The organism is Colwellia sp. MEBiC06753 (genome assembly GCF_053470325.1).
This window is the reverse complement of record NZ_JBQMTM010000008.1, coordinates 14,687-37,176: the sequence shown is the minus strand read 5'-3', so window position 1 is coordinate 37,176 and position 22,490 is coordinate 14,687. Positions and strand designations below refer to the sequence as shown.

Annotated in this window: 21 protein-coding genes; 15 read left to right on the top strand and 6 right to left on the bottom strand. The window is 41.9% G+C overall.

All coding sequences use genetic code 11. The features are described 5' to 3' along the window. The first annotated feature begins 104 nt into the window (after positions 1-104). Both ACOB82_RS08145 and ACOB82_RS08140 read left to right on the top strand, forming a co-directional pair. Positions 105-809, top strand: a complete 705-nt coding sequence (locus tag ACOB82_RS08145; RefSeq protein ID WP_448212477.1) for a DUF445 domain-containing protein — start codon at positions 105-107, stop codon at positions 807-809. A 216-nt stretch (positions 810-1,025) separates the two neighbouring features. After that, the gene (locus ACOB82_RS08140; RefSeq protein ID WP_448212476.1) at positions 1,026-2,213 is read left to right on the top strand and encodes an amino acid aminotransferase; all 1,188 of its coding nucleotides are present in this window, start codon (positions 1,026-1,028) and stop codon (positions 2,211-2,213) included. A 109-nt stretch (positions 2,214-2,322) separates the two neighbouring features. Here the strand turns inward: ACOB82_RS08140 and ACOB82_RS08135 are convergent, their stop codons facing one another. Beyond that, positions 2,323-2,658, bottom strand: coding sequence for a zinc ribbon domain-containing protein YjdM (locus tag ACOB82_RS08135; protein WP_448212474.1), 336 nt, complete (start codon positions 2,656-2,658; stop codon positions 2,323-2,325). A 445-nt stretch (positions 2,659-3,103) separates the two neighbouring features. On the opposite strand from ACOB82_RS08135, the gene gmk reads away from it, so the two are divergent. From gmk to ACOB82_RS08095, 8 genes are all read left to right on the top strand, one after another. Then, positions 3,104-3,733, top strand: a complete 630-nt coding sequence (gmk, locus tag ACOB82_RS08130; RefSeq protein ID WP_448212473.1) for a guanylate kinase — start codon at positions 3,104-3,106, stop codon at positions 3,731-3,733. A gap of 66 nt (positions 3,734-3,799) precedes the next feature. Further along, a complete protein-coding gene (gene rpoZ, locus ACOB82_RS08125; RefSeq protein WP_448212472.1) occupies positions 3,800-4,078 on the top strand; it encodes a DNA-directed RNA polymerase subunit omega in 279 nt (92 codons plus the stop codon). 152 nt (positions 4,079-4,230) lie between these two features. Continuing rightward, a complete protein-coding gene (spoT, locus tag ACOB82_RS08120; RefSeq protein WP_448212471.1) occupies positions 4,231-6,336 on the top strand; it encodes a bifunctional GTP diphosphokinase/guanosine-3',5'-bis pyrophosphate 3'-pyrophosphohydrolase in 2,106 nt (701 codons plus the stop codon). 11 nt (positions 6,337-6,347) lie between these two features. Further along, entirely contained in the window at positions 6,348-6,740 is a 393-nt protein-coding gene (locus ACOB82_RS08115) for a RidA family protein (RefSeq protein ID WP_448212587.1), read from the top strand. Positions 6,741-7,035: 295 nt separating this feature from the next. Then, positions 7,036-7,746 carry a tRNA (guanosine(18)-2'-O)-methyltransferase TrmH gene (trmH, locus tag ACOB82_RS08110; RefSeq protein WP_448212470.1) on the top strand — a complete coding sequence of 237 codons (711 nt, stop codon included), beginning with the start codon at positions 7,036-7,038 and terminating at the stop codon, positions 7,744-7,746. 12 nt (positions 7,747-7,758) lie between these two features. Continuing rightward, positions 7,759-9,861 (top strand): ATP-dependent DNA helicase RecG, encoded by a 2,103-nt coding sequence (recG, locus tag ACOB82_RS08105; RefSeq protein WP_448212469.1) that lies wholly within the window; start codon positions 7,759-7,761, stop codon positions 9,859-9,861. A 103-nt stretch (positions 9,862-9,964) separates the two neighbouring features. Continuing rightward, positions 9,965-10,975 carry a 2-hydroxyacid dehydrogenase gene (locus tag ACOB82_RS08100; protein ID WP_448212468.1) on the top strand — a complete coding sequence of 337 codons (1,011 nt, stop codon included), beginning with the start codon at positions 9,965-9,967 and terminating at the stop codon, positions 10,973-10,975. Positions 10,976-11,055: 80 nt separating this feature from the next. Then, positions 11,056-12,351: a hypothetical protein gene (locus ACOB82_RS08095; protein WP_448212467.1), complete on the top strand. Its 1,296-nt coding sequence runs from the start codon at positions 11,056-11,058 to the stop codon at positions 12,349-12,351. A 232-nt stretch (positions 12,352-12,583) separates the two neighbouring features. On the opposite strand, the gene rep is transcribed toward ACOB82_RS08095, so the two are convergent. Then, positions 12,584-14,599, bottom strand: coding sequence for a DNA helicase Rep (gene rep / locus ACOB82_RS08090; protein ID WP_448212466.1), 2,016 nt, complete (start codon positions 14,597-14,599; stop codon positions 12,584-12,586). Between the two features lie 158 nt (positions 14,600-14,757). On the opposite strand from rep, the gene ubiK reads away from it, so the two are divergent. Both ubiK and ACOB82_RS08080 read left to right on the top strand, forming a co-directional pair. Beyond that, the gene (gene ubiK / locus ACOB82_RS08085) at positions 14,758-15,030 is read left to right on the top strand and encodes a ubiquinone biosynthesis accessory factor UbiK (RefSeq protein WP_448212465.1); all 273 of its coding nucleotides are present in this window, start codon (positions 14,758-14,760) and stop codon (positions 15,028-15,030) included. Between the two features lie 20 nt (positions 15,031-15,050). Continuing rightward, the gene (locus ACOB82_RS08080; RefSeq protein ID WP_448212464.1) at positions 15,051-15,848 is read left to right on the top strand and encodes a substrate-binding periplasmic protein; all 798 of its coding nucleotides are present in this window, start codon (positions 15,051-15,053) and stop codon (positions 15,846-15,848) included. Between the two features lie 87 nt (positions 15,849-15,935). On the opposite strand, the gene ACOB82_RS08075 is transcribed toward ACOB82_RS08080, so the two are convergent. Continuing rightward, the gene (locus ACOB82_RS08075; RefSeq protein ID WP_448212586.1) at positions 15,936-17,432 is read right to left on the bottom strand and encodes a S10 family peptidase; all 1,497 of its coding nucleotides are present in this window, start codon (positions 17,430-17,432) and stop codon (positions 15,936-15,938) included. 127 nt (positions 17,433-17,559) lie between these two features. Then, positions 17,560-18,282, bottom strand: a complete 723-nt coding sequence (locus tag ACOB82_RS08070) for a helix-turn-helix domain-containing protein (protein ID WP_448212463.1) — start codon at positions 18,280-18,282, stop codon at positions 17,560-17,562. Positions 18,283-18,484: 202 nt separating this feature from the next. Between ACOB82_RS08070 and ACOB82_RS08065 the strand changes: the two genes are divergently transcribed. The 3 genes from ACOB82_RS08065 (at position 18,485) to ACOB82_RS08055 (ending at position 20,168) form a co-directional block, all read left to right on the top strand. Next, the gene (locus ACOB82_RS08065; RefSeq protein ID WP_448212462.1) at positions 18,485-18,688 is read left to right on the top strand and encodes a DUF2986 domain-containing protein; all 204 of its coding nucleotides are present in this window, start codon (positions 18,485-18,487) and stop codon (positions 18,686-18,688) included. A 111-nt stretch (positions 18,689-18,799) separates the two neighbouring features. Continuing rightward, on the top strand, positions 18,800-19,657 hold the full coding sequence (locus ACOB82_RS08060) for an AraC family transcriptional regulator (RefSeq protein WP_448212461.1): 858 nt from the start codon (positions 18,800-18,802) through the stop codon (positions 19,655-19,657). A 130-nt stretch (positions 19,658-19,787) separates the two neighbouring features. After that, entirely contained in the window at positions 19,788-20,168 is a 381-nt protein-coding gene (locus tag ACOB82_RS08055) for an STAS/SEC14 domain-containing protein (protein WP_448212460.1), read from the top strand. A 48-nt stretch (positions 20,169-20,216) separates the two neighbouring features. On the opposite strand, the gene ACOB82_RS08050 is transcribed toward ACOB82_RS08055, so the two are convergent. Together ACOB82_RS08050 and ilvA are read right to left on the bottom strand one after the other, a co-directional pair. Beyond that, a complete protein-coding gene (locus tag ACOB82_RS08050) occupies positions 20,217-20,831 on the bottom strand; it encodes a glutathione S-transferase family protein (RefSeq protein WP_448212459.1) in 615 nt (204 codons plus the stop codon). A gap of 72 nt (positions 20,832-20,903) precedes the next feature. After that, a complete protein-coding gene (gene ilvA, locus ACOB82_RS08045) occupies positions 20,904-22,460 on the bottom strand; it encodes a threonine ammonia-lyase, biosynthetic (protein WP_448212458.1) in 1,557 nt (518 codons plus the stop codon). Between the last annotated feature and the right edge of the window lie 30 nt (positions 22,461-22,490).

Here is a 22,490-nt window from a genome sequence, read left to right as displayed (position 1 = left end):
CTATTGTTTTTACTGGCTTCATCTTGCGAAACTATTGTCAGCAAATCAATAGACTTGCTACCATTGCCCGTGTTTTAGTTTTGTTATTGGTTTTGGAGTAACTTTTGAATAAAAGCAGTATCACCAACCTTATCGCCCTGTTATTAGTGATTGCTGGCTATAGTTTGGCGCAGCCTATTGTCTTTTCCGTTGGCTTATTTGCGCTATCTGGCGCGGTTACTAATTGGTTGGCTATTCATATGTTATTTGAAAAGGTGCCAGGTTTATATGGCTCTGGCGTTATCCCGGCGCGCTTTGAAGATTTTAAAATAGGCATTCGCCATCTGATGATGAGCCAGTTTTTTACCAAAGAAAATATTGATCGATTTTTATCAAGCAGCCAAGGCGTGCAACTCAATCTATCACCAGTAATTGAAAAAGTAGATTTAAACCCAGCCTTTGATGGTTTAGTTGATGTTATTGAAAAATCGCAATTCGGCGGCATGCTAGCCATGCTTGGTGGCACTGAAGCACTTCAACCCATGCGTGAGCCTTTTATTACTCGCATGAAAACTGCAATCACTGAAATTACCGAAACCGATAAGTTTAACCAAGACTTGCGCGATGCCATTGAAGGCGATAGCAACCTCGCCAATATGCAAGATAAAGTCAGCGATATTATTGAGCAACGATTAAATGAATTAACCCCGCAATTGGTCAAAGAAATTATTCAAGAAATGATCCGCACTCATCTAGGTTGGTTAGTGGTTTGGGGCGGCATTTTTGGCGGACTGATAGGCTTGCTTGCGGCAATTATTAAGGTTGCTTAAAGTCACTGTGATTCAGCAAAATCAACGCGTTACGAAAGTTGAACACAAGTGTAAACAAAAGCGAGTAAAAATAATTATAACCAAGCTCGCTTTTTTTGATTTTAACGCTTTTATTTAGCCATCTAAATAGCTATGCTTAGCGCTTAATTGTGCACTGATTTTTAAATGAACAAGTCGTGCGCTTTCTCTCCCTCAAACTAAAAGGTAAACGGAGTCATGTTTGGTAGCTTAAAGGCATTGCCAGCCGATCCTATTCTAGGGTTATTGGCGAAATATCGTGAAGATGCAAATCCACAAAAAGTCGATTTGGGTGTTGGTGTTTATAAAGATGAAGCTGGTCACACCGCTATTTTAGATTGTGTGAAAAAAGCTGAAAAATATCGTCACGATAATGAAGATACCAAAGTATACATTGGCCCAAGCGGTTCACCTTTGTTTAACGATGAAATGTCAAAGCTTATTTTTGGCAATCACAAAGTGTTAAATGACAAGCGAGCTCGCACCGTTTCAACCCCAGGTGGTACAGGTGCTTTGCGCGTTGCTGCAGAATTTATTAAATCATGTAAAGCGGGCGCCACTATTTGGGTAAGCAACCCAACGTGGGCGAACCACACTGGTTTATTCGCGGCTGCCGGTTTAACTGTAAAAACTTACCCATACTACGACTACGAAAACAAATGTTTAGATTTCGATGGCATGTTAGCGGCGCTGAAAGAAGTAAGTGCTGATGATGCAGTGTTATTACACGCATGTTGTCATAACCCAAGCGGTATGGACTTAAGCCAAGAGCAATGGCAACAAGTGACTGAAGTAGCGAAAGATCGCGGCTTCTTGCCAGTTGTTGATATGGCGTACCAAGGTTTTGGCGACGGCTTAGACGAAGATGCTTACGGCTTACGCCTATTAGCTGACAACGTTGAAGAAATGATTGTTTGTAGCTCTTGTTCGAAAAACTTCGGTTTATATCGTGAACGTATTGGCGCAACCACGATTATTGGCAAATCTTCAGATGCCGTTGATTTAGCTTATTCAGTATTACTTTACGTGGTTCGCGTTATTTACTCTATGCCACCAGCACATGGTGCCGCACTAGTTGAAACCATTTTAAGTTCAGACGAATTACGCCACGAATGGTACAACGAATTGGCGGAAATGCGCGATCGTATCAATGGCAACCGTCAGTTATTAGTAGATAAACTTATTGAGAACGGCGTAACACGTGACTTTAGCCATATTACTCGTCAAAAAGGTATGTTCTCGTTCTTAGGTATTACCCCAGCGCAAGTTCAACAGTTACAAGACGAATTTAGCATTTATATGGTTGGCTCAAGCCGCATCAGTATTGCTGGTATTGCCAATAGCAATGTAGATTACTTAGCAAAATCAATTGCTAAAGTACTTTAAAGCATCACGTTAAATATTAAAGCGTAGCATAAGTGAAAGCCCGCAAGTAGCGGGCTTTTTTATTTTTGAAATACGCGTTTAAGTCAGCAATAAACAATTGCCTGCCGCATTAAGCCTTCTTGACAAACTGCGCTGTCACCATCATTTCACCGATGCCATCAACCTTACAGTCTAATTCATGATCTTTTTTATCGAGCACTCGTCTAATCGTCGCTTTAGTGCCAATTTTAATGACTTGTGAACTGCCTTTTATTTTTAAGTCTTTAATTACCGTAACCTTATCGCCATCTGCCAACAAAGCACCATTGGCATCTTTTACCGTAATCACATCATCAGTATTAACTTCAGATGGATTCCATTCATGGCCACACTCTGGGCAGATAAGTTGGCTTTGATCTTGATAAACATATTCAGACTGACATTGAGGACAAGGAGGAAATGACATAAAACACCACTTTGGAAATTAATGAGGCTTACGATCATACTCTTCAAAAGTAATTGTTAAAGTATTTAATCGTCAAAGTCACAACTACCCTATGTCTGGCTTTCTTTTGAGATAACATCACGGTGGCAACGATACCCAACACAGCAACAGCAAGAGTAATAACTGTCATTCCGCATTCGATGCGGAATCTACGCGGACTGAATCAAGCGTTAAAATAGGTAGAGATTCCTGCTTTCGCAGGAATGACGATAACAATGGTCATTGCCGAATAACTAGCAGCCCAAGTAGCGCGGAGATAATCCAAGAAGGGTTTCGCATCCCCCCCTTTGCGTGCCGCCGCCACCGCGACGATAAACAAAGAAATACAGAAAATTAGTCATTTTCCGGCAACTTCTGTATAGTTCGGCTACATTTTTTTAGAGACATAAATCCTGTGGAGTTTGACATGACAGTGCCGGGTAATTTATTTATTTTGTCAGCACCTAGCGGTGCCGGAAAATCGAGCTTAATTTCTGCCCTATTAAAGCTTGATACTGGTCGTCCAATGCAGGTCTCAGTATCCACTACCACCCGAGCACCGCGTCCGGGCGAAGAAAATGGCGTGCATTATCACTTTGTCAGTAAAAACGCATTTGAACAGCAAATTAGCGCTGGTAGTTTTTATGAACATGCTGAAGTATTTGGTAATTATTACGGCACTTCAGCAACCGCAATTGATCAACAGTTAGCACAAGGTATTGATGTCTTTCTTGATATTGACTGGCAAGGTGCCCAACAAGTACGAATGAAAAAGCCAGAAGTCACCACAATTTTTATCGCGCCGCCATCACGTGCCGAATTAGAAAAGCGTTTACGTGGCCGCGGCCAAGATAGCGATGAAGTGATTGCCGATCGTATGGCGCAAGCGCAATCTGAATGCACGCATTATCAAGAGTTTGACTACATTATCATCAACGATGATTTTGATACCGCGCTAACAAACTTAACCACCATAGTGACTAATCAGCGCCTTAAACGCAGCCAACAAGCGATCGCCCATCAAGAATTATTCAACGATCTATTGGCTAATGATTGATCTTGATACCCATGGGTATATATAATACACAGCTATTTATTGAAATAATCTTTGTGGAGTAGCTACATGGCTCGCGTAACTGTTGAAGATGCAGTAGACAAAATCGGTAATCGCTTTGACTTGGTGTTAGTTGCATCACGTCGTGCTCGTCAAATTGCCACTGGTGGTAAAGATCCAATGGTTGAGTTAGAAAATGACAAGCCAACGGTATTAGCTTTACGTGAAATTGAAGCTGACTTAATCACTTCTGAAATTATGGATGACGTAGATCGTCACGAACAAGTTCAGCAAGAGTCAGCAGAATTAGCAGCAGTAGCTGCAATTGTAGGTAACCATCACGGTTAATCTATCTCGGTTTCAGAAAACGCGTAACATCTTTGATGTTTACGCGTTTTTTTATGGCCGCTTATTGGCAAGCCTATCAATAATGCGTATTCTAGCCCTATCTGAGCAAAAATTTATCATCCACTGTATGCCGTAACTTGTGGGAGCCATCTGTGTATTTATTTGAACCATTAAAAGAGTATGTATCGAGTTATCTGTCTAAAGTGCAGATAGATTTACTCAAAAAAGCCTATATCGTGGCTCGCGATGCTCATGATGGTCAAATGCGCTCAAGTGGCGATCCATACATTACTCACCCAGTTGCGGTTGCTTTAAATCTAGCGAAAATGCACCTTGATCACGAAACCTTGATGGCAGCTTTGCTCCATGATGTGATTGAAGATACGCCGGTGACTAAAGATGAACTGGCCGAGCTTTTTGGTAGTACCGTTGCCGAATTAGTTGAAGGTGTTAGTAAGCTAGACAAACTTAAGTTTGATAACAAAGAAGAAATGCAGGCGGAGAACTTCCGCAAAATGGTTTTGGCAATGACCAAAGACATTCGCGTTATTTTAATCAAACTGGCTGATCGCACTCACAATATGCGGACGCTCGAATCATTACGCCCCGAAAAACGCCGCCGCATTGCTCGCGAAACCCTCGAAATTTATGCGCCAATTGCCAACCGCCTTGGTATTCACGATATTAAAAGCGAGTTGGAAGTGTTAGGCTTTGAAGCGCTTTATCCAATGCGCTCTCGAGCACTTCGCTCGGCGGTGAAACAAGCGCGCGGTAATCGTAAAGAAATCATCAATAATATTCAGGGCGAAATTGAGCAACGCTTAGCTGAAGTCGGCATTAAAGCCGAAGTCAAAGGTCGCGAGAAGCACCTGTATTCAATTTACCGAAAAATGCTCAACAAAGAGCTAATGTTCAATGAAGTGATGGATATTTACGCGTTTCGCGTGATTGTGCCTGATAAAATTGACGACTGTTATCGAGCCTTAGGTGCAGTGCATAACTTATTTAAGCCAATTGAAACCCGGTTTAAAGACTATATCGCCATTCCGAAAACTAACGGTTATCAATCGCTACATACTTCTTTAATTGGTCCACATGGTATTCCAGTAGAAATTCAAATTCGTACCAATGATATGGATCAAATGGCGGATAAAGGGGTTGCCGCTCATTGGCTTTATAAACAAGATGGTGACGACAGCGGCACCACCGCGCAAATGAAAGCTCGCCGCTGGATGCAAAGCTTACTGGAATTACAGCAAAGCGCCGGCAGTTCGTTTGAGTTTATTGAAAACGTTAAAACCGATCTATTCCCTGAAGAAATTTACGTGTTCACGCCAGATGGTCGTATTATTGAATTACCTATGGGGGCAACCGCGGTAGACTTTGCTTATGCTGTACATACCGATGTTGGTAACTCTTGTGTAGGCTGTAAGGTTGATCGCAAACCATATCCGCTTAGTCAGCCAATTGACTCTGGGCAAACTATCGAAGTAGTGACGTCACCAGCAGCCAGACCAAACGCAACATGGCTCAATTTTGTCGTTACCGCCAAAGCGCGCTTACAAATTCGTACTTACCTTCGTTCGCAAGAAGAAAATGAATCACAAGCACTTGGCCTACGTTTACTTAGCCATGCCCTTGGCACCACTAAGCTTGAAGATATAGCACAAGAAAAAATTGATTTGGTCGTGGCACAAACTGGCAACCAAACGTTTGAGCAATTGTTAATTAATATTGGTTTAGGTAACGCCTTAAGTATTGGTATTGCCAGACGCTTAACTGACGAATTTACCGAAGACAGCGTTGATATAGTGCACCACAGCAAAAATAAAATGCCGATTAAAGGCACAGAAGGCATGATGGTGACTTACAGTAAGTGTTGTCGCCCAATTCCAGGCGATAATATTTTGGCGTATTTAAGCCCAGGTAAAGGCTTAATTGTTCATCAATCTGGCTGTCGTAATATCAAGGCGCAAGAAAACAAATTATTCCCTGTGAAGTGGGATAGCGATATAGATAAAGAATTTATTGCTAAACTTAGAATAGAGATTTTAAATCACCAAGGTGCATTGGCGGCATTAACCAATGTTGTCGCCCGTTGCGACTCAAATGTTCATTCATTAAATTCAGGTGAAAAAGACACCGGCTTATACGCAATTGATATGGAAATCACCTGTCGCAACCGTATTCATCTCGCCGACATTATCAGGAAAATCAAAGTTATGGTTGATGTACAAAAAGTACTCCGTAACAAATAGACAACAGGATTATTATGAAAACAATTATTTCTACAGATGCCGCGCCAAGCGCGATCGGCACTTATAGCCAAGCAGTGAAAGTAAACAATACGGTTTACTTATCGGGGCAAATTCCATTAGTACCAGCAACCATGGAAGTGGTGAGCGGTGGCTTTGCCGAGCAAGCTGAACAAGTATTTAAAAACTTAGTAGCCGTATGCGAAGGTGCCGGCGGTTCAATTAATGATATGGTCAAGGTCAATATTTTCATGACTGATTTAGCAAACTTTGCCACAGTAAATGAAATTATGAGCAAATACTTTGCAGAACCATATCCGGCACGTGCGGCCATTCAAGTATCGGCTTTACCGAAAGGTGTCGACATTGAAATTGATGGGATTATGGAGATTCCAAACGTCGCCTAATCTTGTTGACGTTCATATTTGCTTGAATAACTTTTACTCTGCATCAGTGATGCTCATATACATTTGTATATTGCGCGTCACTTTTTTGATTAAAAGCCATTCAAGCGGCATCTGAACTACAAGACTGCTTTTTATTAATGTAAAACAAAAAAATATCTACCCGCTAAATGTGTTTTTCAAAGTTATTCGCATTTAGATAAGGCGCTTTGGAATTTTTGATTATGAGCGTACATCACGTACGTGATTAAGCTAAAATTTCACAGCAACACAGTATAAATGTGAAGAACGAAGAAAAATGACTCCAGAAAGACTAGAACGCATTAACTCAATGCTCAACAACCGCCAGCCTGACTTAACCGTTTGTATGGAAGGCGTACACAAAGCTCATAACCTTGCGGCAGTTGTTCGTACGTGTGACGCTATTGGTGTTAGCGCTGTGCACGCGGTATGGAAAAATGAGCGTATGCGCGCTACTGGTGGTATTGCTGCTGGCAGTCAAAACTGGGTAGATGTTCATAACTACTCAAAAATCGAAGATGCGATTAATGAGCTTAAAAAGCAAAATATGCAGATTTTGGTGACTAACCTTTCCGACACTGCCGTTGATTTTCGTGAGATTGATTACACTAAGCCAACGGCGATTATTCTTGGTCAGGAAAAATTCGGTGCCTCGGATATTGCTAAAGAAATGGCCGATCAAGACATCATTATTCCTATGGTCGGCATGGTTCAATCGCTGAATGTCTCGGTTGCCAATGCCGTGGTACTTTATGAAGCCCAGCGCCAACGTCAACTTGCCGGTATGTATGGTAAAGCAACCATTGACGAAAGCGTGCGCCAGCGCATGTTATTTGAAGGCGGCCATCCAATTTTTGCTAAAGTCTGTAAAGCCAAAGGTTTACCTTATCCGCATGTCAATGAAGACGGTGAAATTATCGCATCAGAAGAGTGGTGGCAAAAAATGCAAATGAGCCAAGAAGCTTGGGCCGATATCGATCACGATTAATTATCTCTACTTATGCCAGCAATTGCCGACAAAGGACTGACTAATCTTGCCCAACTGACCATAGCATCGCTTAAAGGTGTTGGGCCAAGCATGGCGCAAAAATTTGAAAAACTCGGGCTAGTGTCAGTACAGGATTTACTGTTCCACTTGCCACTTCGCTACGAAGATCGCACCCGTATTACCGCCATTCGCGATCTGATGCCCGGCATTTATACCAATATCATTGGCGAAATCACCAACAACCAAGTGATTTTGGGGCGCAAGCGTATGCTGGTAGTGACCATTAATGACGGCACTGGCAGCGTTGATTTGCGATTTTTCCATTTTTCCGCGGCGCAAAAAAATGCCTTAACAATCGGCACCGAAATTCGCTGCTACGGCGAAATTCAACGTGGCCCTCGCAGTTTTCAAATTGTTCATCCTGAATATAAGCCACTGGATAAAGACCAAGCACTTACACCGGTTGAAGAAACGCTAACGCCGGTTTATCCAACCACCGATGGCCTTAGGCAAATTAGCCTGAGAAATATTACTGAACAAGCATTAAAGCGCTTGGAATACGGTAGTGTTGAAGAATTATTGCCGCCAGAGTTTCTAAATGAACCGTATACTTTAGCGCAGGCATTAAAACTAATTCATCGACCGCCGCCCGACGTTTCCACTGAACAACTGGAAAATGGCAAACACCCAGCACAATTAAGGCTGATTAAAGAAGAATTACTGGCTCATAACTTAAGTATGGTTAAACTGCGCCAATCATCGAATAAGCATGAAGCGGTTGCCTTAACCATTGATCAGCAGCTCAATCAGGCATTTTTGGCATCGTTACCGTTTAGCCCAACCAATGCCCAAGCGCGCGTAGTAGAAGAAATTCGCCAAGACTTAGCTAAAGAGCTGCCAATGATGCGCTTAGTACAAGGTGATGTTGGTTCGGGCAAAACCTTAGTAGCGGCACTGGCAGCAATTACCGCTATTGGTCAGGGTTTTCAAGTCGCTTTAATGGCGCCAACCGAAATATTAGCCGAGCAACATGCGATAAACTTTCAAAAGTGGTTTGAACCACTTGGCATTGCCGTTGGTTGGTTAGCAGGAAAAACTAAGGCGAAAGCCCGTAATCAAGCACTGGAAAAAATTGCTAATGGCACAATGCAAATGGCGGTAGGCACCCACGCGCTGTTTCAAGAACAAGTGCAGTTTCATCGGTTAGCGCTAATCATCATTGATGAACAACACCGCTTTGGCGTGCATCAACGCTTATCGTTACGAGAAAAAGGCGCATTTGATAACAAGTATCCTCATCAATTAATCATGACCGCGACGCCCATTCCTCGAACCCTAGCGATGACAGCTTATGCTGACTTAGATACCTCAGTAATTGATGAACTGCCACCTGGTCGCACGCCTATTACCACCATTGCCCTACCCGATACTCGCCGTGATGATGTTATAGAACGCATTCGCCAAGCCTGCACTACCGATAAACGCCAAGCGTATTGGGTATGTACCTTAATTGAAGAATCGGAAGTGTTGCAGTGTCAGGCCGCCGAAGATACGGCAAATTATTTGCAGGAAACCTTGTCAGAGCTGCACATAGGGTTAGTGCATGGCCGGATGAAAGCCGATGAAAAACAACGGGTAATGGAAGCGTTTAAAGCCGGCGATCTCGACTTATTGGTGGCAACCACAGTGATAGAAGTTGGCGTTGATGTGCCTAATTCCAGCTTAATGGTTATTGAAAATCCAGAGCGTTTAGGCCTTGCCCAACTGCACCAATTACGCGGCCGTGTTGGTCGAGGCTCGGTCGCTTCCCATTGTGTCCTTATGTACAAATCGCCACTGTCTAAAACCGCCACTAAACGGTTAGCGGTGCTGCGTGAAAGTAATGATGGTTTTGTCATTGCACAAAAAGATTTGGAAATTCGCGGCCCCGGCGAGTTGCTCGGCACCAAGCAAACTGGCCTTGCCGATTTAAAAATTGCCGATTTAGTGCGTGATCAAGCCATTATTCCGGAAGTGCAACAGCACGCCTATTTACTGTGGAAGCAACATCCTGAAAAAGCACAAGCAATTATCAAACGCTGGATGGGCGATCGCGAGCAATATTCTAACGCTTAAAAAAACATCATGCATTTGTCATAGCGCAGTTAACTATTTTCGTACACACTTAATACTAAAGCAGAAATTGTTTAGCGCTAAACATAAAGCCAAGGAATGTATGATGACCACAGCCCAGTTTCGCATCGCGGTATTTAGCAGCAAAAAATACGACCAGCGTTTTATCAATCAATTTAATAGCCATTCGCCATTAAGCTTTGAATTTTTTGAATGTAAATTATCGCTTGAAACTGTCGAGCTAGCCCATGGTTTTGACGCGGTTTGTTTATTTGTTAATGATGAAGCCAGTGCCGAAGTGTTAACCCGCTTAACAAGCTTTGGTATTAGCACCATTGCCTTGCGTTGTGCAGGCTTTAACAATGTCGATGTTGAACAGGCACAAGCACTGGGCATGAAAATATGTCGAGTGCCTGAATACTCGCCCGAAGCGGTTGCCGAGCATACCGTTGGCATGATGTTGTGCTTATCGCGTAAATTTCACAAAGCTTATAACCGTATTCGCGAAGATAACTTCTCCCTTGATGGTTTAATGGGTTTTAACCTCCACAACAAAACGGTCGGTATTATCGGTACCGGCAATATTGGCCTAGCCACACTGCGAATATTAAACGGTTTTGGTTGTCAGTTGTTAGCGCATGATCCAATTGAAAATAAGCAAGTTAAAGCGCTGGGCGCTAGCTATGTATCGTTTGAGCAATTATGTCAGCAAGCCGATATTATTAGCTTACATTGTCCACTACTGCCGAGCACGAAACATTTAATTAATGAACAAAGCCTTCGCTTAATGAAGCCTGAAGTTATGCTTATTAATACTAGCCGTGGTGGTTTAATTGATACTCATTCTGTGATCAATGCGTTAAAACACAAACAGTTAGGTTATTTGGGTATTGATGTCTATGAACTTGAAAGCAACCTGTTTTTCGAAGATTTATCCGGTGAAATATTACAAGACGATCAGTTTGCGCGGCTTTCGACATTTCCTAATGTGTTAATTACCGGTCATCAAGGCTTCTTTACCGAAGAGGCTATTTCCACTATCGCCCAAACCACCATTAGCAGCTTAACTGCCCTACTTACTGACCAACCAATCGCGCCTAATGTCTTGCTGTATTAATAGGCACTAAGCTCGCTAGCACTCGCTGGCGCAAGACAATGAACCATGTATAATGCATACAAAAAATAAAAAGTACGATTATGATCAAAAAACTTCTTACCTTAAGCTGTGCGTTAATGCTGATATTAGTGCAAGGCTGTGACCAGAAAACTACCATGAATGAACCAACCAACTTAGCGCCAATTGCTCAGCAATATGTGAAACTTGTATTGGATGTTGGCCATCACCATCCGGCTTATATTGATGCTTATTACGGTCCTGAAGACTGGAAAACCGCCAGTAGCAAGCGACCATTAGCCGAGCTGCTCACCGATACCCGAAATCTGATAAATCAACTGAACAGCGTACAAGTGACTGCCGAACAAGCGCTGCGCAAACAGTTTTTACAAGTACAATTAAACTCAGTCGCGGTATTTATTCGCCAGCAACAAGGTGAAAAAATTAGTTTTGATGATGAATCGTTAGGACTTTATGACGCTATTTCCCCTAGCATCAACGAGCAAACACTTGATCAGTCGCTGGCTGAACTTAACGCATTACTGTCAGGTGAAGGTGATTTAAATCAACGCCTTAACGAATATAAAAAGCAATTTGTTATTCCACTCGATAAACTAGATACCGTTTTTGTTGCGGCGATCGACGAAGCCAGAAAGCGCACCAAAGCTCATATCAATTTGCCGGAAAACGAAAGCTTTACCATTGAATATGTTACCGACAAAGTATGGAGCGGTTATAACTGGTATCAAGGTAAGAATTTTAGCTTAATTCAGCTAAATACCGATTTCCCCATTTATATTGAACGCGCCATCGACTTAGCCAGTCATGAAGGTTACCCAGGACATCACGTGTTTAACTCGCAAATGGAACAACACTTGGTCGATAAACTTGGCTGGATTGAATACAGCGTCTATCCGCTGTACTCTCCAATGTCGTTATTAGCAGAAGGTAGCGCCAACTATGGCATTAATGTCGCGTTTCCTAAAGCTGAGCGCCTGGCCTTTGAACGGGAAGTACTATTTCCATTAGCTGGATTAGACGCCAGCGAAGCGGAACATTACGACCAAGTTCAAGCAGTGCTCGGTAAGTTATCGTATGCCGATAATATGGTGGCAAAGCGTTATTTAGATGGTGACATTGATAAAGACCAAGCAATTGCATTATTGATGAAATATTCGCTTTCGACCAAAGAAAAATCAACGCAACGTATTGGTTTTATTGAAGCTAATCGGGCTTATGTGATTAATTACAATTTAGGCCAAGACTTAGTTAAACAATATGTTGATCGCTTAACCGGCGATGCTGGCCCTGAAAAACGCTGGCAAGTGTTTGCTGAGCTTTTAGCGCAGCCGAAAACGGCTTCGATGATGGCGAAGTAGCTCAACAACTCAGTAAAAAATCGACCTTAATGAATAATCGTCACTCCGGCCTCTGAGCCGGAATCATTTTCAAGAAATAGTTCATTATTTAAAAGATCCCACATCAAGTGTGGGATGACCAAACTATTTAACCGAATATACAGGCATAGCCTTTTTAACAATAAGCAACTAGTTCAGTAGGTATTTTAGCGGCTAAAAGCCAAGTTTAAACAAAGGTTGGACTAGTTTCAGCTTACTTTTTCTTTAATAACTCCCGCAAATTCGCGACACCCGCTTTTGCCGTTTGCTGCTTTTGCTCTTGGCTTTTTTGCGGTTTATCGTTTTCCCAAATTAAGTCATCTTGCGGCATTTCATACAGAAAACGGCTCGGTTCAGTGCGAGCGACTTCACCAAATTGGCGGCGCTCTCTGGCGTAAGTACAAATCAGCTCACGCTTAGCGCGGGTTACCCCTACATAAGCTAAGCGGCGTTCTTCTTCAACATTGCCTTCATCAACGCTGGTTTGGTGTGGCAATAAGCCTTCTTCCATACCGATTAAAAACACGTAGGGAAATTCTAGACCTTTCGAGGCATGAAGCGTCATTAGCTGCACTTGGTCAGCAAACTCTTCTTCTTCGTTGCGCTCCATCATATCGCGCAGTGTTAGACGAGTAACCACTTGCGGTAGCGTCATTGGCTCGTCAAGTTCATCACCTTCTAGCATTTGCGTCACCCAGCTAAATAATTGAGTAACGTTTTTCATACGCATTTCAGCCGCTTTAGCACTAGGCGAGCTGTCGTATAGCCAATCTTCATAATTCATTTCACGGATCATAGACCGCAATACTACCGGCGTATCACCACGCTCGGCATTATCCGCCGTTTCAACAAGCCAACGAGTAAAGCGCTGTAAGTTTGCCAAACCTCGACCGGTTAGCGTTTGTTCTAAGCCCAATTCAAAGCTGGCAGCAAACATACTGATTTGGCGCTTATTAGCGTAATTGCCAAGCTTTTCTAGGGTTGCAGGGCCAAGCTCACGGCGCGGCACGTTTACAACTCGTAAAAAGGCATTATCGTCGTCAGGATTTACCAATAAGCGCAAGTACGCCATGATATCTTTAATTTCTGAACGCGAGAAAAATGAAGTGCCACCACTGATTTTGTATGGAATACGGTTAGTCATCAGCGCTTTTTCTAATAATCGCGATTGGTGATTACCGCGATACAAAATCGCATAATCTTTATAGTGGGTTTTATTCATAAAGCGGTGACCAATCAGTTCACCAACCACGCGCTCTACTTCATGTTCTTCGTTCTTAGTTTGCACCACACGAATCGGCATGCCGTAATCATGCTCACTAAATAGTGCTTTATCGTAAACGTGTGGATTATTTGCGATCAAAATATTCGCGCAGTGCAAAATGCGACCGCTAGAGCGATAGTTTTGTTCTAACTTAATCAGTTTTAAATTCGGGTAATCTTGGCCTAACAACACTAAGTTTTGTGGTTTAGCGCCGCGCCATGAATAGATTGATTGGTCATCATCACCCACTACCGTTAACCGCCCGCGCTCACCGGTAATTAATTTAACCAACTCATATTGGCTAGCATTGGTGTCTTGATACTCATCCACCAGCATATAGCGGATTTTTTTCTGCCAACGCTCGCGCACGTCGGGATAGTGCTTAAGCAATAGTGTTGGAATTAAGATTAAATCATCAAAATCTAGCGCGTTATACGCTTTCATATGCAGGTAATAGCGCTGATAGAATTCGGCATAAAGTGCAGTATCGGCATCAGTAACTTGTTTAAGTATTTGATCAGGCAACAGCAAATCATTCTTCCAGTTTGAAATCATCATTTGCAACTTGCTAAGTAAATCTTTATCGCCATCGAGCTCTTGTTCGGTCAGCTCTTTAAGTAAACTTAACGTGTCTTGATCATCAAACAGCGTAAAGCCCGGTTTATAACCTAAGGTTTTAAGCTCACGACGAACAATATCTAAGCCTAACGAGTGAAACGTTGAAACCGTTAAACCTCGGGTTAAATCACGACCGAGCATTGACGACACACGCTCTTTCATTTCACGCGCAGCTTTATTGGTAAAAGTTACTGCAGCGATATTACGCGCTTTGTAATCACACTTTTGAATTAAATAGGCGATTTTCTGACATATTACCCCCGTTTTACCACTGCCGGCGCCAGCAAGCACCAAACAAGGGCCGCTTACGTATTTTTTGGCTTCATCTTGACGAGGATTCAGTTTCATTCAGCAGTATCTATCAATTCAAACGGGTGGTAAAAAGGCGGTGAATTTTACCTTGTTTTATAATGAACAGCAGTAGTTTCGATAAATTTTTTATACCTTGTCAGTTTATTTGTTTACAATGACGACAAGTGAATTAAGTTTCAAATGTGAGAGCTTAGATGATCAACGCAAAGAAAATTGAAGAAATAGCCAAACAAGTGACCGATGCCATTCCTCCAGGGTTAAAAAATATGGCCACTGACTTGGAAGACAAAACCAAAACCGTATTACAACGTAAATTAGCGCAACTTGATGTAGTTACCCGCGAAGAATTCGATATTCAAACCCAAGTACTGATAAAAACCCGTGAAAAATTAGCTCAGTTAGAGGCGCAAGTATCGGCATTAGAGCAGCGCTTGGCGCAAAACTCCAGCGAACAATCGCCAGAGTAACTGACAGTTCAGGTAGCCGTATGCAAGCAGTAAACCGAGCAGTTAATTTAGTTAAAATTTCTCTGTTAACTTGCATGCTGCTGCCAACAACACTTACTGCTGAGGAATTAAAGCCGCAAGCCCTGACCTTTATGGTCAATACCGATGGCTCTCCACCTTACATATATAAAAACAAAGATAATCACTTTACCGGCGCCGTACCTGAGTTACTGGCGATGTTACCGCAATATTCGATTAATTATGTTGAATATAATCGTAAGCGCGGCGAAATGGCGTTGTATCAGGGCAAGTTTGATTTAGCATTAAGCGCCAAAGCATGGTTAAGCCAGCCAGAAAAGTTCTCGTTTAGTTTACCGGTTGCTCAACACAAAAGTTTTCTTTTCAGCAAACAACCATTTTCCGACAATTTCAGCCTTTCTGAGTTGCCGAAAAATGCAGAAATTTGCACGCGGCGTTTATATCAATACCCAAACTTAGAAGACAAATTTGCCAATCAACAGTTCATGCGTATTGATTCCCCAAGCCAAACCACACAAGTGCAAATGTTGTTAGCCAATCGCTGCCAATATGCGGTGTTAAATGAACATATTGCAGAACACCTGTTTAGTGAACTAACCAGCAGCAGTATAAAGGTATTCCGTTCACCGGTAATTACCAGCCAAGTTGATCAAGTCATCGTTATTCAGCCACAATTCCACCAATTTAAACAAGATCTTGACCAGCTAATTTTATCCCTTAACGGGCAAGGAAAGCTGGAACAGCTAATCAATAAACATACGCCAAAACAGCCAGTGGTTATTCATAGCGGTTTCAATTAAAGCCCCCTAACCTTTCCCCCAATAAAAAAAGCGACTCAACCTTAGATTGAATCGCTTTTAATGTCTTAATTTTTCAGTATTGAAAAATTAGTATTTCGCCGCCTGATCTTTAGCTGGCAAGGTTGCCTTCATAAAGTCACGAATATCTTGGTTGGCATCACGTAAGTCGTCATGACGCAAATACATCATATGACCACTGCGGTAGCCTTTAAACGATAGACGGTCTTTCATTAAACCACTTGGATCTAACTGCCACATAGTGTATTTAGCATCAAAGTAGTTGGTGGCGCCATCGTAATAACCTGCTTGAATCATCACATTTAAATATGGGTTTTGTGCCATGGCTTGACGTAGGTTTTCACCCGTTTTGTTACCACTGCGATCCCATGGATGTACAGGTCCAAACATGTTGTATTTGATATCAGTTACGTAATCTAGCTCTTCACGCAGGTAATAATTAATTGCCGGCGTAAAGCTGTGTAACCATGATGTTAGCTCTGAATTGTAATCAGGGCGCTCACCAACAGTTTTCTTATCAATACCTAAATAACGTGAATCTAAACGACCAACAGTTTGCTTACGATCACGTAATAACGCTTTCCAGAAGTAGCTAGTAGCAATATCTAAGTTGCTGCCTAGTACATCATCAAGTGATAAACCTGAATAAAGCGCGACTTTTTCAGCAATTGCTTGCTTTTCGCTATCAGCAATAAAACCGCCTTTGGCTAACGCTGGTATATATTCATTGATGGTAAATGCTTCTACTTCTGGCAATAGCTCAGCTAAATCTTTCGCTTGTAAGCTTTGATCTAAGGCGTTGTGATACCAAGCCGCTGCTGCAAAGTAAGGTAAACGATTTGCCGCTTTTACTGGACCATTACGCTCAATACCAATATCGGTTGGTGAGACTAAAATTACACCGTTTAAGTACATCCACTGACGGTTTTGTAATTCTAGTGATAAACCAGAAACACGAGTTGTACCGTAGCTTTCACCAATTAAATATTTTGGTGAACGCCAGCGTTCATTACGCGAAACGAATGTTGTAACCCACTCTGCTAAATATTTAACATCAGCATTAACGCCAAAGAACATTTTCTTTTGTTGTTCTTTGCTTGGCATTTTACCGTCTTTGTCTGGTAGTACACGTGAATAGCCGGTATTTACTGGATTAACAAAAACAATATCAGCGACATCTAAAATTGAATAAGGATTGGTTTTAACACCGTACGGTTGTAACGGAAAACCTTCATCATCAACATTCAACACTTTTGGACCTGTATAGGCCACATGCATCCATACTGATGCTGAACCTGGACCGCCATTAAATGAAATTAATAACGGACGCGTGCTGATATCTTTAATGTCAGTACGTTGATAGTAAGTATAAAATAAACTGGCAGTTGGATGGCCGTCTTCATCCCACACTGGCTGTGTACCTGTAGTGGCTGAATAACTGATCTTTTCGCCTTTAATTTTGGTGGTGTGTTTCGTGGTGTTGCTAGCATCAATAGCAAGTGTGCGGCTATGTTCGGCCGCAATACTGGCTAGTGAAAACACCCACAACGATAGCAATACAACTATTTTTTTCACGTTTTGGTCTACCTTCTTATAGTATTGTTTTTTCACCAGCCTAGTTTAATGCCTTTGAATTGTCATAAAAATTCGCTGAACTACCGAATTACTGAGGTAAAAAGTTTCCAACGTTACGTTAGTTTTTATTAAATAGCTTCCACTCTAAAACAAAGCCCATAATGTCGGCGGTGAATAAAAATACGCCAAGCACTTTTAACCAAACATTAATCGGTTGGCTAAATTGCTTTTCTTTCCAAAATACATAAGTGCGACTGCCGCCAGCAACGGGTTGAACAAAGCGTTCACCAGTATATTCTTCTAGCTGAATAGTTTTTTCATCAATGCGTTTAGCGATTTCCGCGCGCTTAGATTCAATTAAACCTCGGTTACTTTCTTGGCTCATATCGATTTGCTGACGCCATTCACGAAAGATATTGTCTGGCTCACCTTCAAGCACCACACCTTTAGATAAATACAAATAGCGCAACTCAGGAAAGACTTCTTTACTAAGCCCTGCGTAAAATAAGGTAACTGCAATTACAATTAACAAGCTCGACACCAATAAAAAGCCGCGACGCTGCTCAAAAGTTTTAGTGGTTTGCTGACTAAGCCAGTATTCAATATCGGTAATTTGCTTTAACTCATTGTTAATGAGTGAGTGATCAAGGGGCGATAATAATTGCTCTATCGAGACATTTAATGCGGCAATTAACCGACGAAAAATATCGTTCGACGGTAATGATTTATCATTTTCTAGTTTAGATAAATACGACTGTTCAATGCCGGCAAGTTCAGCAAGTTGTGGTTGGCTAAGGCCTTGTTGTTGCCTTAATTGTTTAAATTGTTCACCTAAAGTCATGGTGGTTCCTTAATTAATTTCGCGAGTAATTGTACTGCTAATTGATATTTGAAAATTGAGGCATTGCCGGCTGCCTGCATGCTATTCTTAGGTATTCCCAAACAAATAAAAAGATGAATATTAACGAATATACCGGAATTAATAAGTGTTTAAGCCAAATGATAGTTATCATTAGTCCATTAACCTTTATCAAGTAAGCATTGTGAATCGACGTAAAAAAATTATTAGCAAACTCAAGCAGCAGGCCAAACGTAAAAACGCTAAGCTGCATAAATCCAATAAGCCAGCTTATATTTCCAAAGCTGAGCGGGCTAAATTAGCCGAGCAAACTCAAGGCGAACAAGCAACAGAGTTAGCCACTGATGAGCTCGCTACTGAAGAAAACCAAGCTAGTGACCTTAACTAATGCTCATTTATTCACTACCAACGCCAATAGCGCAATTTCAATCAAGTCGACAACAATGTGGCGTGACACACTAGCGCCACTTTTGAATAACTAAGACCAATTCAGCGACAAATGAGCACTAACCACAACCAACGTATTCACCGAGTATGTGATTATATTAGCCAGCATTTAGACGACAACTTATCGTTAGATACCTTGAGCGATGTTGCCTTTTGCTCTAAGTTTCATTTCCATCGCTTGTTTTTGTCAATTGTTGGCATCAGTGTCATTCGATATATTCAATTTGCCCGTTTAAAGCGTGCGTCGTTTCGACTAGCGTTTGAACACAAAATTCGAATTATTGATATTGCCCTAGAAGCAAACTTTGATAGCCCCGAAGCATTTAGTCGGGCGTTTAAACGGACCTTTAGCCAATCACCGAGTCAATTCAGAAGTACACCAAACTGGCCGCATTGGCATCAACAGTTTGATTTTCAATTACCCGAATTAAAGGTTAAAACAATGAATGTAGAAATTGTCGAATTTGACACACTGCCTGTTGCCTTGCTGACACATCATGGTTCACCAACAAAACTCATGGAAAGCGCGGCGCAGTTTATTGAATGGCGCAAAAGCTCAGGCTTTTCGCCAGTTAATACCAGCAAAACTTTTGGTATTCCTTATAGCGATCCCAATGTTACTGATGACGCCGACTTTCGCTTTGATTTTGCTGGCTCGGTAACCAGCGCCATAGCGGATAATCCACAAGGCGTTCGAAACGGTGAAATTCCAGGTGGTCGCTGCGCAAAAGTCAGACACAATGGTAGCCATGATAATATCAGCGATTCCGTTTATTATTTGTATCGCCAGTGGCTGCCTGAAAGCGGCGAAGAAGTTAGGGATTTCCCGTGCTTTTTTCACTATTTAAATCTTGTTCACCAAGTAGATGAATGTGATTTAAAAACAGATATCTACTTACCTCTTAAATAACTCAGAGTTTATTATCTAGCCGCGCGGCGGTTTACTTTCGCAACGCGGCTATCTTTATGATCTAAATCAATTGCACATTAGCAACTTGTCCTATACTCAACACTTAACATCACATGGCAAGGAACTAATGATGACGACGAAAACACATGGTATCGGTATCGGCATTGAACGGGTAAACAGTGAGTTTTTTATTTCATTAAAGGCAGTCGGCAAATTAACTCATCAAGATTACCAAACCATCACCCCAATGATTGACTCTGCACTGGCCAGTGTTGAAACCCCAAAAGTTAAAATGTTTTTTGATGGCAATGAACTTGAAGGTTGGGAGCTTAGAGCGGCATGGGATGATTTTAAACTTGGCTTAAAACACGGTAACGAGTTTGAGAAAATCGCCGTAGTGGGTAATGATAAATGGTTAGAATTTGGCGTTAAAGTTGGCGCTTGGTTTGTTTCTGGCGAAATACAATATTTTAATAATCAGCCAGAAGCTTTAGCCTGGTTAGAGCAATAAACTGCGTTGTCGATAGTAAGGATAACTTGCCCCTGCTAAGCAGCTTTTTTAACCCGCTGCCATAGCGATGAAATGTGGTAACGACTTAATACGATCTAGCCAAGCGTTTATCGCTGGATATTGAGATAAATCAAAGCCACCTTCATCCGCTACTTGGGTATAAGCAAATAGCGAAATATCTGCCGTTGTTGGTTGTTCACCCGTTAAGAACGGCGTTTGCCCTAACTGCTTTTCCATTACTTGCAGTGCTTTGTGCCCACCAGCTTGTTTAGCCTGATATTCAGCAAGCCGTTCCTTTGGTAATCCCAAATACTTGTTAATAAAGCGGGCAACTGCAATGTAAGGCTCGTGGCTATATTGCTCGAAAAATTGCCATTGCTGAATTTTGGCTTGCACAAATACATCGCTTGGATAATAACTCGAACCATTGGCTAAATAATTAATAATGGCGTTCGATTCCGTTAATATTTCACCATTTTCAATCTCTAGCAGAGGAATTTTGCCATTGGGACTTTTGGCTAAAAACGCCGGCGTTTGAGTTTCTCCCGCCAAAATATCCACTGGCATCCATTGGTAAGGCAAGGTCAATAGTTCTACAACTAATTGCACTTTGTAGCAATTACCTGATAGTCGATCGCCGTATATAGTGTTTGTCTTAGCCATTACTGGATTCCTTGCCGCACAAATGCATTAATGTTTCAGAAATTAACGCTTAAGAAGTTAATGTTTTAAAAATTAATGCTTAAGAAAAGATTGATAAGCTAAATTTTGTGTTTCTTCTTGCCACTCATACCCTAAATCTTTTAGGTGTCTAAAAAATGCCAATTGCTCGTCATCGTTCACTTCAAAACCAGCCAATACTTGGCCAAAAGCAGCTCCATGATTACGATAATGGAATAAAGTGATATTCCAAAGCTCACCTAAGGTATCTAAAAAGTTTTCCAATGCGCCTGGGTACTCAGGAAATTGGAAACGGAAAATACGCTCTGGTGTTACCGTCGGGCTATGACCACCAATCATATAACGCACATGCAATTTCGCCAGTTCATTATCGGTAAAATCACGCACTTTATAATGAGCGGAAGTTAAGCTTTGTTGCAGTGCAACACGTTCTGTTACACCACCTGAAATTTTTACACCAACAAAAATATTGGCATCACGGGCGCCTGCATATCGGTAATTAAATTCAGTAATGCCACGCCCTGATAACGCTTTACAAAACTTACGGAAACTGCCTTTTTCTTCAGGAATAGTGACCGCCATTACTGCTTCTTTTTGCTCGCCAAGCTCGCAACGCTCGGAAACGTAACGCAAGCTATGAAAATTCATGTTAGCACCTGATAAAATGGCAGCTAATGACTCATTACCACAGCTGGTTTGGCAATATTTACTAATGCCAGCTAACGATAATGCGCCAGCAGGCTCGGCAATCACGCGAGTTTGCTCAAAAATATCTTTTATTGCCGCGCAAATTTCATCGCTATTAACTGTGATCACGTCATCACAATAATGCTTAATTAAATCAAAGGTATGCTCACCAATGCGTTTAACAGCTACGCCATCAGCAAATAAACCTACTTGCACAAGATCTGTAGGTTGACCAGCGGTCATTGCTGCTTGTAAGCAAGCAGAATCTTCAGCTTCAACACCAATAATTTTAATTTCTGGGCGCAATTGTTTTAAATAAACCGCCATACCGGCAAGCAATCCGCCGCCACCGACCGGCACAAACACCACATCGAGCTTGGCCTGTTGTTGCAGCAATTCTTTAGCAACCGTGCCTTGACCGGCAATTACATCAGGATCGTCAAACGGATGAATTAAGGTTTTTTGCTCTAGTTCGGCGCATTCCACCGAAGCTGCTTGCGCATCATTAAAACTTTTACCCACTAACCGAACTTCTGCTCCTAAACGGCGGACGTTATCCACTTTAATATCGGGCGTGGTAATTGGCATAAAAATAGTGGCTTTAATGCCTAGCTTACTTGCCGCCAGCGCCATGCCTTGTGCATGATTACCAGCGGAAGCGGCAACGACGCCATGTATTGATTGCGCTTCGGTTAAGTTCGATAATTTATTGTAGGCACCGCGTAATTTAAACGAATGTACCGGCTGCTGATCTTCGCGTTTTAAGTAAATTTGATTACCTAAACGCGCCGATAACTTGGTTAATGGTGTTAGTTCCGTTTCCTTGGCAACATCATAAACTGGAGCTAACAAAATGCGGCGCAAATAATCTAAAGCAATCGCTTCTTGTGATAATTGTGCTTCATTCGGTTTTGGTGAATTCATCTTGTTCTCCAGTTAATCCTTCAAGGAAAT